The sequence below is a fragment of the Caloramator sp. mosi_1 genome (assembly GCF_028622835.1).
Lineage (GTDB): Bacteria > Bacillota > Clostridia > Clostridiales > Caloramatoraceae > Thermobrachium.
Genome location: NZ_CP117677.1, coordinates 1,573,159 through 1,586,598, shown reverse-complemented (window position 1 = coordinate 1,586,598; position 13,440 = coordinate 1,573,159). Strand labels below are relative to the sequence as shown.

The 13,440-nt window shown below is 27.6% G+C and carries 20 protein-coding genes and 2 pseudogenes; 7 read left to right on the top strand and 15 right to left on the bottom strand.

The annotated features are described in order from the left end of the window. Positions 1 to 6 precede the first annotated feature (6 nt). From PL321_RS11335 to PL321_RS11325, 3 genes are all read right to left on the bottom strand, one after another. Entirely contained in the window at positions 7 to 618 is a 612-nt protein-coding gene (locus tag PL321_RS11335) for a hypothetical protein (protein ID WP_273962113.1), read from the bottom strand. A 435-nt stretch (positions 619 to 1,053) separates the two neighbouring features. Then, a complete protein-coding gene (locus tag PL321_RS11330; RefSeq protein WP_443110779.1) occupies positions 1,054 to 1,476 on the bottom strand; it encodes a phage tail spike protein in 423 nt (140 codons plus the stop codon). A gap of 37 nt (positions 1,477 to 1,513) precedes the next feature. Beyond that, entirely contained in the window at positions 1,514 to 1,684 is a 171-nt protein-coding gene (locus tag PL321_RS11325) for a hypothetical protein (RefSeq protein WP_273962112.1), read from the bottom strand. 72 nt (positions 1,685 to 1,756) lie between these two features. On the opposite strand from PL321_RS11325, the gene tnpA reads away from it, so the two are divergent. From tnpA to tnpC, 5 genes are all read left to right on the top strand, one after another. Beyond that, a complete protein-coding gene (tnpA, locus tag PL321_RS11320; RefSeq protein WP_273962111.1) occupies positions 1,757 to 1,999 on the top strand; it encodes an IS66 family insertion sequence element accessory protein TnpA in 243 nt (80 codons plus the stop codon). Between the two features lie 213 nt (positions 2,000 to 2,212). Then, positions 2,213 to 2,434 carry an IS66 family insertion sequence element accessory protein TnpB gene (gene tnpB / locus PL321_RS11315; RefSeq protein WP_273964477.1) on the top strand — a complete coding sequence of 74 codons (222 nt, stop codon included), beginning with the start codon at positions 2,213 to 2,215 and terminating at the stop codon, positions 2,432 to 2,434. Between the two features lie 175 nt (positions 2,435 to 2,609). After that, entirely contained in the window at positions 2,610 to 2,870 is a 261-nt protein-coding gene (locus PL321_RS20035; RefSeq protein ID WP_337961158.1) for a transposase, read from the top strand. Between the two features lie 11 nt (positions 2,871 to 2,881). Beyond that, positions 2,882 to 3,295 carry an IS66 family transposase gene (locus tag PL321_RS11305; RefSeq protein ID WP_337961157.1) on the top strand — a complete coding sequence of 138 codons (414 nt, stop codon included), beginning with the start codon at positions 2,882 to 2,884 and terminating at the stop codon, positions 3,293 to 3,295. A 79-nt stretch (positions 3,296 to 3,374) separates the two neighbouring features. Continuing rightward, the gene (tnpC, locus tag PL321_RS11300) at positions 3,375 to 4,157 is read left to right on the top strand and encodes an IS66 family transposase (protein ID WP_273962110.1); all 783 of its coding nucleotides are present in this window, start codon (positions 3,375 to 3,377) and stop codon (positions 4,155 to 4,157) included. Between the two features lie 207 nt (positions 4,158 to 4,364). Here tnpC and PL321_RS11295 read toward each other — a convergent pair. The 8 genes and pseudogenes from PL321_RS11295 to PL321_RS11260 all read right to left on the bottom strand — a co-directional run bounded on the left by PL321_RS11295 (position 4,365) and on the right by PL321_RS11260 (position 10,667). After that, positions 4,365 to 5,278, bottom strand: a pseudogene (locus PL321_RS11295) (ISL3 family transposase). Next, positions 5,275 to 5,436 carry a transposase family protein gene (locus PL321_RS21395; protein WP_443110716.1) on the bottom strand — a complete coding sequence of 54 codons (162 nt, stop codon included), beginning with the start codon at positions 5,434 to 5,436 and terminating at the stop codon, positions 5,275 to 5,277. The pseudogene PL321_RS11295 and the gene PL321_RS21395 overlap by 4 nt, the downstream one beginning before the upstream one ends. Positions 5,437 to 6,157: 721 nt before the next feature. Next, positions 6,158 to 6,910: an SPASM domain-containing protein gene (locus PL321_RS11285; RefSeq protein ID WP_273962109.1), complete on the bottom strand. Its 753-nt coding sequence runs from the start codon at positions 6,908 to 6,910 to the stop codon at positions 6,158 to 6,160. Positions 6,911 to 7,040: 130 nt separating this feature from the next. After that, positions 7,041 to 7,289, bottom strand: a complete 249-nt coding sequence (locus PL321_RS11280) for a hypothetical protein (RefSeq protein ID WP_273962108.1) — start codon at positions 7,287 to 7,289, stop codon at positions 7,041 to 7,043. A gap of 358 nt (positions 7,290 to 7,647) precedes the next feature. Then, positions 7,648 to 8,502 carry a radical SAM protein gene (locus PL321_RS11275; protein WP_273962107.1) on the bottom strand — a complete coding sequence of 285 codons (855 nt, stop codon included), beginning with the start codon at positions 8,500 to 8,502 and terminating at the stop codon, positions 7,648 to 7,650. Positions 8,503 to 8,791: 289 nt separating this feature from the next. Next, complete coding sequence (locus PL321_RS11270; RefSeq protein WP_273962106.1) at positions 8,792 to 9,136, bottom strand: hypothetical protein; 345 nt, start codon at positions 9,134 to 9,136, stop codon at positions 8,792 to 8,794. Between the two features lie 1,019 nt (positions 9,137 to 10,155). Further along, positions 10,156 to 10,365 carry a hypothetical protein gene (locus PL321_RS11265; RefSeq protein WP_273962105.1) on the bottom strand — a complete coding sequence of 70 codons (210 nt, stop codon included), beginning with the start codon at positions 10,363 to 10,365 and terminating at the stop codon, positions 10,156 to 10,158. A gap of 11 nt (positions 10,366 to 10,376) precedes the next feature. Then, positions 10,377 to 10,667, bottom strand: a complete 291-nt coding sequence (locus PL321_RS11260) for a zinc ribbon domain-containing protein (protein WP_273962104.1) — start codon at positions 10,665 to 10,667, stop codon at positions 10,377 to 10,379. Positions 10,668 to 11,029: 362 nt separating this feature from the next. Between PL321_RS11260 and PL321_RS11255 the strand changes: the two genes are divergently transcribed. Both PL321_RS11255 and PL321_RS11250 read left to right on the top strand, forming a co-directional pair. Next, positions 11,030 to 11,443, top strand: coding sequence for an IS66 family transposase (locus PL321_RS11255; RefSeq protein ID WP_273962103.1), 414 nt, complete (start codon positions 11,030 to 11,032; stop codon positions 11,441 to 11,443). 89 nt (positions 11,444 to 11,532) lie between these two features. Next, a pseudogene (locus PL321_RS11250) lies at positions 11,533 to 11,670 on the top strand (transposase); the annotation flags it as partial. 193 nt (positions 11,671 to 11,863) lie between these two features. On the opposite strand, the gene PL321_RS11245 reads toward PL321_RS11250, so the two are convergent. From PL321_RS11245 to PL321_RS11230, 4 genes are read right to left on the bottom strand one after another with little or no spacing between them, the layout of a single operon-like run. Further along, complete coding sequence (locus PL321_RS11245; RefSeq protein ID WP_273962102.1) at positions 11,864 to 12,274, bottom strand: hypothetical protein; 411 nt, start codon at positions 12,272 to 12,274, stop codon at positions 11,864 to 11,866. Beyond that, a complete protein-coding gene (locus PL321_RS11240; protein ID WP_273962101.1) occupies positions 12,274 to 12,396 on the bottom strand; it encodes a hypothetical protein in 123 nt (40 codons plus the stop codon). Before PL321_RS11240 ends, PL321_RS11245 begins: the two co-directional genes overlap by 1 nt. Beyond that, positions 12,386 to 12,664 (bottom strand): hypothetical protein, encoded by a 279-nt coding sequence (locus PL321_RS11235; protein ID WP_273962100.1) that lies wholly within the window; start codon positions 12,662 to 12,664, stop codon positions 12,386 to 12,388. Before PL321_RS11235 ends, PL321_RS11240 begins: the two co-directional genes overlap by 11 nt. Next, positions 12,661 to 13,029 carry a hypothetical protein gene (locus tag PL321_RS11230; protein WP_273962099.1) on the bottom strand — a complete coding sequence of 123 codons (369 nt, stop codon included), beginning with the start codon at positions 13,027 to 13,029 and terminating at the stop codon, positions 12,661 to 12,663. Before PL321_RS11230 ends, PL321_RS11235 begins: the two co-directional genes overlap by 4 nt. Between the last annotated feature and the right edge of the window lie 411 nt (positions 13,030 to 13,440).

Genomic DNA, 13,440 nt, shown 5'->3' with positions numbered 1-13,440 from the left:
CATTACCTAATTTTTCTTCAATAAGTTGTGATTTTTTTGTGTAATTAAAATATTCTCTTTGTTTTCTAAGTTATAAATAGTTGTATCAATAATATAATCAACATTTAAAAGCTCAATATAGGTTTTTGCTATTTTAAAATTAACAAAATAGCTTTCAATAATTTTTGTTTGTAAATTACTTTGAACTAAATTTATAGTTTCATTGTTTTGTATTTTTGTTGTATTTGAAATAACAACTGAATCAATTTTATCTTCTATAGTGTTTTTATTTTGTAAAACAAATAATATATTACTTACTATTGTTTCAACCTTCTGAGGATACGGTGGTTCTGCCACTATACCTCCCTCTAAAGACTTGCCTTGTAGAATAAGTACAAATTGACCTTTGTTTACTCTAAACTCCCCTAAAGATGTTTTAACTTTAAAACTTAAGTTATGAACTCCTTCTTTAACCTGAGTTAATACATATGGAATACTTAAAACATTTTCTCCCTTTCCTACCTTTTGCTTTGGTTTTAAAGGAAGTTCAATACCATCTCTAAACATAGTTATTTCTATGACTAAATCTTCTGTTGCTTCTCCAATTATATTTATATTCATTGTTATATTGTCTGACATAAAATTTTCAAATTCAAAAATCAGCTCTGAACTTGTAGTTGTAAAAATTCTATCTGTTGAATTACTTTTATAAATTGTTGATATATCCGTTGATTTTTGAGATATTTTTTTAATTTCATCGTATATATTTGCCTTATCAATTTCTTTTAAAATTGTTTGTTTAGCTTCTCCTAACCCTATTTTTATATCTTTTGGGTTTAAAATATTTTTTCTATTTTAATAACTCTTACATTTGTTTTAATTCCTAACTCAAAATGTGTAGCATTCACTGTATCCCAAATATTTACTTTTGTTAATCCTTCATATTGTTTATATTCTTCAGTTTTATAAAGGCTTAAAAATCAATTTCAACTGATACTTTTGGTTTACTGTTTTTATCTAAATATGCCTTAGCCATTTCTCTTAATGTTTGTATATCTTCAACTTCAGAAAACTCTACCTTTTAATGATTGGATATGGAATATATAGTGAAGTATCATTTATATTATCAACTTCTATATATCTTTCTGGGAGTTTAAGTCCTGACTTTCCAACTGGATATATCTTTGTAATCAATTCTGATGTGTCTTCAATTGCTTCAATCCCTAAAATATTTTTCCCGTATTTAACTGTTATACCATTCTCATTTCCTACCCTATCAACTATTTTAATTGAAAAGTTATCTCTTATTATTTCATAACCATATATACTTAGAAGATAAAATAACGCCTTTACACAATTTGTTTCTTCAATATTATATGGAAATATTTTATTTAAACCTGGTTGAACATGCATATCAAATAAATTTAAAACTTCTTTTGGAAATGCTGTTTTAATTACATTATCTATAGTTTTATTTGCTCCTTCTGCTTTTTCTATAAAAAGAAAGCCATATCATAAAATATGTGCTTAGCCCTTACAGTAATAAACATTCCGTTTTTTCACTTCTTTGAACGTTGTAAATTCTAAATAGCTGACCATCTGCTTTTATTATGTTCCATTTATTTAAATATTGTGCCTTATCTGAGTGTGCTGGGTATACTAATTCTAAAGAATAGTCTCCATTTAATTCATTAGTAAGCGTCAAAAATTAAGTACCTAGATATCTCATCCTCCCATTGATAGAATAAAAGCAAATATTATTAATGGGAGGTAATTTATGGGTAAAAGAATGAGTCATGCTAAATGGGAAGAATATATAAAGAAATTTGAATCATATAATGGTTCAATAACAGTAAAGGATTTTTGTATAGAAAATGACATTTGTAAAACACAATTCTATTACCATAGAAAAAGATTGCAAAAGGAAGAATCAAATGATAGAAAAGACATTGTATTTCACGCTATTCCATTAGCTATACAAGATGAGCAAAAGAAACTGCTAAATTATCAAAAGAAGTAAAAATTACCGTAGGTAATGTAACTGTAATCATTCCTTCTGATGAAGTCAATCTAATATCTAAAATAATAAAGGAATTATCTATATCATGCTAAATATAGAAAAAGTACAAACAGTTTATCTTGCCTGCGGCTTTACGGATTTAAGAAAAAGTATAGATGGTCTAGTAATGATAGTCCAAAGTCAATTGAAGCTAGACCCATTTGAAAAAGCCTTATTTGTTTTTGCAACAAACAAATGGATAAATTAAAGATTCTGCATTTTGACGAAGGCTTTTGGTTATATTATTATCGTTTAGAAGCTAATCGCTTTAAATGGCCATCAAATCCACAAGAAGCATTAAAAGTTAATATAGAAGAATTACGTTGGCTTTTAAAAGGTTACGAAGTAAGAACAGTATCTAAATTTAAACCTATAAAACCAAGTAATTATTTTTAATAGAACATAAAAAGTCCTTGAGAAACCTTTATTTTCAAGGACTTTTATGATATAATTAATTTGTAAAATAAATTCTAAAGAGGTACTTTACTATGAATCACGAAATTTTAACTAATGAAATAGATGATACTACAAAAGCATTAATAGAAAAGATGGAAGAAGAAATCAATGCAAAATCAAAGGAATTAAGTCAAAAGATGAAGAAATAAAAAATCTTAAAAATGAAATAGAATTTTTAAAGTCTATTATATCAAATAAGAATAAAAAGATATTTGGAACATCTAGTGAACAAGTAGATGCTAACCAACTATCTCTTTTTAACGAGGCTGAAAAACATAGTGATTCAAAAGCAGAAGAACCTACTTTAGAAGAAATTACATATAGAAGAGCTAAGAGAAATAACAGTACAGGTAAAAAGATAATCTTGCAAATTTAGAAAGAGTAGTTATTGAACATAAATTAGAAGGCGAAGACCTTAAATGCAAAGAATGTGGTGAAGAGCTTATTGAAATTGGTGTTAAGTCTAGAAAGGAAATTATAAAATATGTTCCAGCTAAACTTATAGTTGAAGAACATATTATATACAGCTACGCTTGTAAAGCTTGTGAAAAAGAAACTGGTGAAAGTAATATAATTTCAACGGAAGCTCCAAAGACTATTTTTTACAACAGCATGGCTTCACATGAATTGGTTGCACATACCCTTACTTTAAAATATCAACATGCTGTTCCACTTTATAGGCAGGAAACATATTTTGATATGATGGGAGCCACACTTTCAAGGCAAACTCTATCAAACTGGACTATGGCGGCAGCCAAAGCTCTAGAACCAATATATAACCACATGAAAAAGAATTGTTAAGTAGGAATTATATTCATGCAGATGAAACTACTCTAACGGTAATTAATGATAATGGTACGGAGTCTAAATCTAAAAATATATGTGGTTATATATGAGCAATACCAATTCAAAGCCTGTAATTTTGTATGATTATCAAAATACCCGTTCAAGCTCTTGCCCTAAAAATTTCTTAGGAGATTTTAGTGGGTATCTTCAAACAGATGGTTATAGTGGCTATAACTCTGTTTCAAATGCTACAAGAGTGTACTGCTTAGCTCATATAAGAAGACACTTTTATAATATAATTGCAGAGCTGGATGAGGAAGCCCTAAAGGACTCTAGAGCTATAATAGGGTTTAATTTTTGTGAGCAAATTTATAAACTTGAAAAAGAATTACGAGAATCTTATTCAAGTGATGAAAACTATTATGAAATTAGATATAAAATACGAGTTGAAAAATTAGCTCCGCTATTAGATGAATTTATAGATTATGTTGAAAGAGAAATACCTAATGCTCTTCCAAGAAGTCCATTAGGCAAAGCACTAGACTACGCTAAAAAACATTTACCTGGACTAAAGAATGTATTGCTTGATGGTTCTTTAGAAATTGATAATAATGCAGCAGAAAGAGCTATCAAACCTTTTGTAATAGGTAGAAAAAACTTTTTGTTTGCAAATACAGCAAAAGGTGCAACATCTAGTGCTATTATATATAGTATTATTGAAACTGCCAAGGCTAACAATATAGTTGTAGAAAAGTATTTAGTCTATTTGTTTGATAACCTATCAAAAATAGATATGCAAGATAGCGATAGCTTAGGTAATCTTATGCCTTGGTCTCATAAAATACCTGAAGATATGAAAATTAAAGATAAGAAATAAATTAATCCTAGTAAAGCTTATTTGCCTTACTAGGATATTTGGCTCTTTGTCAATAGTTGGGGCGGGCATTAGATTAGAATGCCTGTCCTTTCTTATTTGATAATGATTTTAGCAAGATAGATAGGATGAGGGGAGTTTACCCTTAAAAAATTGCACGACAAAAAGACCAACGATAGTTGGATTTCCTAAAATACAATATTTAACAGATTATTTATTACAACAATGAAGAATTCTATTCCTGAATCTATCAAAATTTCTATAGCCGAAGGCTATTCTTTTAATAACTTTGATTTTATTATTAAATCCTTCTATACAAGCATTTGTATAAGGAATATCAAAAGAATTACAAATCTCATTAAAATATCTGATATAGGTATTTGCACATCTTTTCAATTCATTGATACCACTATTTTGTGCAAGTTTAATCCAATCTTTTAAGAGGACACGAGCTTCGTTAGAAGAAGGTGAAGCATCAATAATACTCAATAACTTTTCCTTTAAAGTGTGGGCAATTGCTAATTCACTATTATAAGAAAACATAACTTGTAAAGCTAACTTTGAATCTGTATCAAGTAAGCCATATCTTTTAAAATAAGCTTTTTACTTCTTTTAAAGTATTTTCTTAATTTAATTGATAGTTCTCTTTGGATACGTTTTCTTACCGCTTCTACTGCCCATATGACTTGTCTAATATAGTGAAATTTATCTATAACAATTACAGCATTTTTGAAATAAGTTTTAGCTAAATCAATATAGGGTTGCCACATATCACAAATAAAGTGTGTAACGCTATCGCGATTTTTAATTTTTCTAAAATAATCTATAAGAATATGCTCTTTTCTATCTTTAATAATGTCTAGTATTTTATGATTAACAGGATCGACTATTGCACAATGATATTTAGAACCACCAGAGTTACCTTTAAATTCATCTATAGATATTATTTTAGGTAAATTAGTAGGAGAAGAGTAAGATACATTATCAAAAATACGTTTTATAGTATCGATAGATAGATTAGTTTTTCTAGCAACTGATGTCATACTATATTCATTAGATAATTCATAAATTACAAACATAGCTAATCTATTAGTTATTCTATGATAACGAGGTAAAAATTCTATATGTTCATAAAATTTTTGCCGCAGGCATTACAACGATATCTACGTTTTTTAAGAATGATAAAAGTATGTTTAAAGAATAAGGGTATGTCTTTAATACGCTGAATTCTATAATCGTGAACTCTTGTAACTTTGGAATTACAATTAGGGCAAGTACAAATTTTTTCTTAGTTTCTAAGTATATCTCAATGTACGTGTCATTATGAATAATCTTTTTATAATAACATCTTTAAAACCTAATAAATTTTTGATAGAATTATTAGTGTGCACTTGATGGATGCCTCCTTTCAGGTAAGGTTTTTGTTTGGTTATTTTAATTTTACCAGGTGTCTAATCAGGTGCACATATTTTTTGTAAAAAATATGCTGGGTCTACGCCCCAACATTTATTATAGAACCGGATATTTTAATGTCTTTTTATAAAAGTTGTAGGTGCTAAAATTTTGACGCTTACATATATCCGATAGGGAAAGTTTAATGCATCTTATGCTTTGGTCAGATAAGATTCCTGAAAATATGAAAATTAAAGATAAAAATAAATTAATTAATCCTAGTAAAGCACAATCTTGCCTTACTACGATATTTTAATGCTATTTTTGAAGATATTAAAGGTACTAAAACTTTGACGCTTACATATAAAACGCCTGAAAGCTAGATAAAATCTAGCTTTCAGGTTGCGAAAATTTTATACTTTCCTAAGCATTCAATAAGACTTTCTGAAGATTTTGAACAAACGTTTTTCAAATTAGTAGAAAATCAATTACAACTAATCTAAAATTATGTAAGTAAACTATTGTTACAACTAGAATAAAACACTACATATACTATTATGAAATATTATGCATCTTTAATAATATATTTCTTGAATTGCTTCCATTTTTCATTAATATAGATATAAATTTTTTAAATCATCACAATTTGGAAAGCACTCCAGTAATTTCTCATCCTTTTTATATAGCTCACCATAGTTACCTTTAACACAAAATGGGTAAAAGTCACATTCAAGACACTCTTTCCTATTTATTTCATATCTTAATTTAATATCTTTAAACCTGCTAACAATATCTCCAAATATATCATTATTTAGTTTATAAATATTCCCTAAGCAAAATTTATCGTAAATTAGCTGATCTTGTGGATATATATTTCCGTCATAATTTACATGCAGATACATCTTAGATAATATATATGGATTTTTTATAAATAGACTGTCTAATACATGGCGTAATATATTGGGTCTCAATAACTTTGCCAAACTTGGATCTTCTTCTAATATGTTCAATATTTCCAATAGAATATCACTATTTGATATATAATTTTCACTATAAAATTTATCTTCAGCACTGCCTAAATTATATAATGCACTATAAGCAAAATTACTTATATTTCTTTCCTTTAAAAAATAAAGCATAGGTTTTAGGTCTTTTATATTACTCTTGGTAATAACAGATTTAACTGATAATCGGCATTTATGTTGACATAAATATTCTATATTTCCTATCAGCTTTTTAAAAGTTCCTTTTCCTCTAAAAGAATCATGTATACTTTCGATATGACTATCTAAACTTACTCTAAATTCTACCTTTGTGTCATTTAATATGTGCTTAAATTCAGGTTTCTTTATTATATCACTCATGCCGTTAGTAGATATTCTTACTTGGATGCCTTTGGATAACAAAAATCGATTATCTCTATAATCTCTGAATGAATTAAAGGCTCTCCACCAATTAACTGAATTGTTTTTAATTTATAGTTATCCATATTTGTTAACAGGTTAATGTAATTAAATATCTCTTCTTTTGGTATTTCGTGTATTTCTGTTTTTTATTAACCTCTTTATAGCAATAGATGCAATTGAGGTTACATTTGTTTGTTATAGCAATAGATGAATGTATTAGTAAATAATCATCTATATTTACCCTTGGCTTAAATATGCCTGAATTATATTTATGTTTTTCATAGTCCACCGACCATCTATATGTATTTCTATCAACATTAATAAATAAATTATCCATAATACCCTCCTGTAATAATTAGGAAATCTTATATATTGTTTTGAGAATATGGAGTCCCTTTTCCTCTAATGACATTATATGTATTACAGCTTTTCTTAGTTGATCACATGTTGGAAATTCAGTACTTAAACTTTTATCTATATTATATAATTCTCCATAGTTACCCAAAAACAATAATCCTTTGCAAAGCAATTTTCACAACTTTTTCTATTCATTTCTATTTCTGATACTAACATTTTCATTTTTTCAAAGTCTAAACAACTAGAATTTCCAATACTATATTCTGGAAAAATAAGCTGATCATTTAAATACAAGTTTTTATCATAATTTAAAAATAGATATGTTCGTCTATATTTTTTTATTTTTTTACATAAATACTTTTTAACATCTGTGCTAATGGCGTTTGAATAAACATATCCCAATATTCTTTATATTCGTCTTTAGTTAATTCTTCAACTAAAGTATAATGAGTTATTGTACTTTCTATATTATTTTTTATAGTTGAATCTAACACATAAAGAGCATTATAATTCCAAAGCTTTACTCCTAAATCATATTTAAAATAATGTAAAATATCTTTTAAATATTTAAAATTATGGTTAGTTACAATAGTTTTTAGCGATATTTCTGCACCATTCCCAACTAAATATTTTATATTATCTATAATCTTATAAAATGTATTTTTAGTTCTATACTTCTCATGTAATTCTTGCGTATGACCATCTAGACTTATTCTAAAATGTATGTTTGAATTTTTTATATATTTTAACATGGCTTTAGATTGTATTATCGGTAAGGTACCATTTGTTGCGATTTTAACACTATATCCTCTATCAAGTATATAATCTAATATTTTGTGAATATCTTTTCTTAGCAGCGGCTCTCCTCCAAATAATTCTATCGACTTTGGAAGGGTTCTTGCATCATTAATAGATTCAATATAATTTATATAATTTTTAATATCGTCAAAAGATAAGTTTTCAATAGTTCTTTTCTCTTGAGCATCTTGGTAACAATACAAACATTTTCCATTACAGTTAGCAGAAACATAAATATTGTAGTTTCTTAAATAGCTATACCAGTCTAATTCTCTAACTAATTTACTTGAATAAATGCTATTATCTTCATCACCTGCTAGATTACCATCAATGTACCATCCATAATTCTCAGCAATATGCAGTATTTTCCCTGTGTCTAATTTAATACTATACATTTTCATTCTCCTTTTGCAAAATAGTTCTCTTCATAACAAACTTCTAAAATGTAAAATACAACTAATAAAGATAGAATTATAACACTGAAAATCAAAAATAATATTTTTAGTGTCCATAAATTAAGCAAATAACCACTTATAAACATCGATAATGGTATTATAGCGCCTACCACAATAGTGTGAATACTTCTAATAAATCCAAAATGTTCTTCTTTAATAGTAGATTGATAATAAACCTGTAAGAATACATTAATAGCAGTAAAGATAAGTCCGTAACAAAAATCTACTATTACAAACGTATAAAAGCTTTGATATAATATATATGGAATAAAAATGGCAATACATATAAAAATAAATTTTTTAGATTTTTAATTATGCTATTATCTTTAAACATTCCTGGAATAAAAGAGCCCAGTATACAACCTACTGCAAATATTGATTGAAGTACTCCTACTTTTTTAGAATCAAAATTAAACTCTTTAATAAACTGAAGAATTATAATTTTAGAAGTAGAAGATATAAATGTTATAACTGCTGCTATAATAAATATCAGAATTAAATAAGGATAAATTTGAGTTATATATTTAAAATCATAATTTGTATTCTCATTTTTAACTTTTCCACGGTTTCCCATATCAATTACTATACGAGTAGTATAATAAGCAGATACAAAAATGATATGGAATTAATTAATATAAAGTATCTTAAACTTATGAACTTTAGCAAAAGCACTGATATTATTGGTACTAATACGCTCAAAGTATTTTCAGAAGTGTAAATAAATGACATATATTTTGATTTATTACTTGATGGTAATATTGATTTTAAAATCTTTTCCCTTACTATTTTATATATAGAAAAAATAAAACTAAAAATAATCTCAAATATGAATAAATAAAAATAGTTGAATTTGAAAACTATAAGTAAAAATAATATCAGAACAAAAATCCATACAGCATGTTCAATTTTATCATAGATTTTTGGGATTAAGTTTATCTATAATCTTAATTAAAAATAAAGAACTTAATACTCTCACGATAGCATTTATAGATACAAGCACACCCGAAATAAAAATTGAATTGGTATAAGAAGAAACTATAATTGTGAGAGCAACATCGTGAAAAATATCACCTATATTGCTAATATTTCTACCAAAATAATAGTTGTTAAAATTTTTGTTGCTAATAAATTCCTTAATCATAACTTTAATCCCTCGCACAATAATATTAAAATAACCGAAATATAATTATTTCGGTTATTTCTTTGAACTCTACTCCATCCAAACCAAAGCTACCATATCTTGGTCTTCTGATTTTATTTCTTCAATAATTTCAACTTGATATATCATTATTACTCCCCCTTTCTAAAAAGGTAATGTCAAAGTTTTTTATATATCTAAGACAGCTACCCTTTGATTTTTATTCTTTTTATGTAGACAACTTGTCTACATTTGTAATTTTACCCCCATAACAAAAATGTCAATAATTTCTTTGGTAAAATTTTACGACATCAAATGACAAAAAGTGATTTAATTCCATGTTATTATTTTAAATAAGAAATATAGTAAGAATTGATACACCATCTTCAGCTGGTTGCAAATTATCCCTCATTCAACTACAACCTCAATCTCCGTCCCATCAAGCAAACTCACTATTATCTTCTTCCCATCTTTCTCAGTAATCCTAAAAACATAATCACATCAAATTCTTCTACCTTCTCTGCATCAGCTAAAATCCCCATAAACTGTTTTGCCTTATATCTTACCAATACATTCTCACTTTTAAGTTCTTTCTTCCACTTTTCTATAAAATATTCCTTATTTTCCACCATAGCATTAAACGTATTTACAAAGGCTTGATACAAAACCTTATCATTTATATGCTTATTCTCACAGCTCTTTTTCCCTTTACTTCATATTTTTTATTACATCTCCAAACAACCCTTCTTAACCTTTCATCTGTAGAATTCCAAACCTTCCTGCCAAAAGGGCTACCACAATGTCCGCAGATAACTCTTCCTGCAAAAGGATTATCAACTGTAGCATAATCAAGCTTACTGATGTTATATTTTTCTGCAAAAGCTCTTCTTCTCTCCATTTCAAGCTGTACTGCGGTATGCATTTCTTTATCAATAATTGCAGGGTGGCTTTCTTCTACATAATACATTGGAACTTACCGTTGTTAACTGCTCTTTTTTGGTCAAAAATCAACTGTATAAGTTTTTTAAAGAAGTGCATCACCTTTATTTTGAAAGGCTCCCATCTTGGCAGGACTTGCATTTAGAGAAATAAAAGTTATATGTGATAAGGCTACCATCCAAAAGCAAAATAGCCTCAAAGCTTAACACTTCAAGGCTTTTATCTATTGTATCAATATGTTGTTCAATTTTGTGTTTTGATAGAAAAATGATACTAATACGCATAAATATTGATTTTGCGTAAAGATGTACCCCTAAAAAGGAATGCATATATATATGCAAGAATTTCACTTTCATAGAGGTGCGTGATATCAAGAGTTAAAAAATATCTTTGATTATAGATAATGTTATTGAGTCTGTTGAAAAAGAAACAAAATCTACTCTCCAAAGAAGTCCTTTAGGTAAAACACTTGATCATGCTAAAAATCATTTACCAAGATTAAAGAAAGTACTACTAGATGTTTTTGAGGTAGACAATAATGCTGCCGAAAGAGCAATTAAACCATTTGTAATAGGTAGAAAAAACTTTTTATTTGCCAATACTGCAAAAGGTGCAACGGCAAGTAGTATAATATATAGTATTATTGAAACTGCCAAGGCTAATAATTTAGTTGTAGAAAAGTATTTAATCTATTTGTTTGACAATTTATCAAAAATAGATATGCAAGATAGCGATAGCTTAGGTAATCTTATGCCTTGGTCTCATAAAATACCTGAAGATATGAAAATTAAATATAAGAAATAAATTAATCCTAGTAAAGCTCCTTTGCCTTACTAGGATATTTTAATGCTACTTTAAGAAAAATTGTAGGCGCTAAATTTTTGACGCTTACATTGAAAAAGAGATATTGGGGACAACATTTATGGGCGAGAGGATATTTTTGTGCTACATTCGGAAGTGTTACAGAGGAAACAATAAAGAAATATATAGAGAATCAAGAAATAAATTACACAAATTATAATTTAAAGTAGAACCATGAGTTTTAGTCATAATCTTTAAGATACCTTCAAGCTAAAGGTCTTTTAGAAGGCTTTAGCCTTAGAAATGACTTTCAGTCATGGGGTATTTATACCCCAAATCCACCTGCTTTAGCAGGTGTATTGTTTAATTTAAAAATTAAGTATTGTGCTTTATCTATCTCACAAAGTACAATTTGAAAATTGATTATTTTTTCTTAAGAAAATCCAAAATTCGTGAATCAATTTTATTGCCTCGATACCAAAACGACATTATCCCATCATCTGTAAGAAGGTTTTTCATAGCAAATTCAATAAATTGAAGTAATTCCTCGACTGCATCTATATCTTCACCAATAACTGCAGAATCATAGAAGATAGCATTATAACATTTTTCTGCATTGAAGTTCTGCCAAAATCCTTGAAAAATCTTAATATGCTTTTGATTTTTGTATTTTTCTCTAGCAATAGCACATATCTTCGGATGACATTCAATAATAACGTGCTCTTCTGTTCCTATATTTTCAGATTCCTCTGCAAATACACCAAGTCCATATCCCACCTCTAATAATCGGACATCTTTTCTGCCATCTATAACACATTCAGCATATCTTCTCATTATTTTTTCTGATCAAATGTCATAATTCGCCGCTGTCCGATGTAGCATCCATCTAAATGGTTTTCAATATCGCCCTCTAAATATTCTTTATAATCCACTTCAAGTTTTATTCTATTCCGCATCAAATAATACCCCCTTGTCAACAATTAAATAAGGAGATCTACCTACAATAACATATTTTATATTACTGTATCGCCCATTACTTCCTTGTATATTTTTCAAGAATGATGTCCATTTAATATTAATCTTCTGTCTCTTATTATTAGAAAATAAAATACCAGAAATATAATTCTTGGTTACATCAACTTTACCAACAAAATCATAAAATATCAATATATTTCCATCGACACAAATTATATTATTTGATACTTCAACAATCGGAAAGATCAACCCTCTTTTATTTGCCCATTGTCGATTATAAATCTTTGATCTTCTTTTGTATATTTTTCGTATTTCCCTCTGTCAATATAGATTCTGTCTATATAATCATTTCCAAATGCATCAAATGAATCATTGAATATACTGCTTCTATTGTTAGGTAAATCTGAAAATTTTAATTTATCCGTTAAATATGCATATTCTGTTAAAATACTATAATTATAATTTTCTGTACAAACAATTTGAGTGAGCGGTAGTGTTAACCATAAATGCGTAACTCTTGGGGATAGCATTATAATATTTGACTCATCATTCTTATAGATAGAATTTTCAATAATACTTGATTCATATTTAAAATCGTCATATATTTTGTCCACACTTTTTCACAGAAAAGTAATCTTCTATTATTAAATTGATTTCTATAGTAATAAGGGGTTGCTGAATATTTCCGGATTCCCTCAGAGTTAAAAAAATTTTTTCTATAGAAACACTCGTGATATCACAAATTATATTTTCTGCTTTTTGATTGTTTACTTTGTTAGTCAACCTGTTGCTTTCGTTATACCTATTCGTATCATTATATTTTCTATGAGATCTTATATTGATCTTGTTTGAAAACATGATACTCAAAAACAAATTGTCCCAAATATTCCTTAGTTCTTGTTTCGTTCCAAATGTCGAATTTATTACAGAGATACCCTCCATAGTTTCTGCATAACAACTGATTTCCTGAATATGTAATCTTTCTGATTTAACTTCTCTGTTTTCAAAGTATAAAAAATTTCATA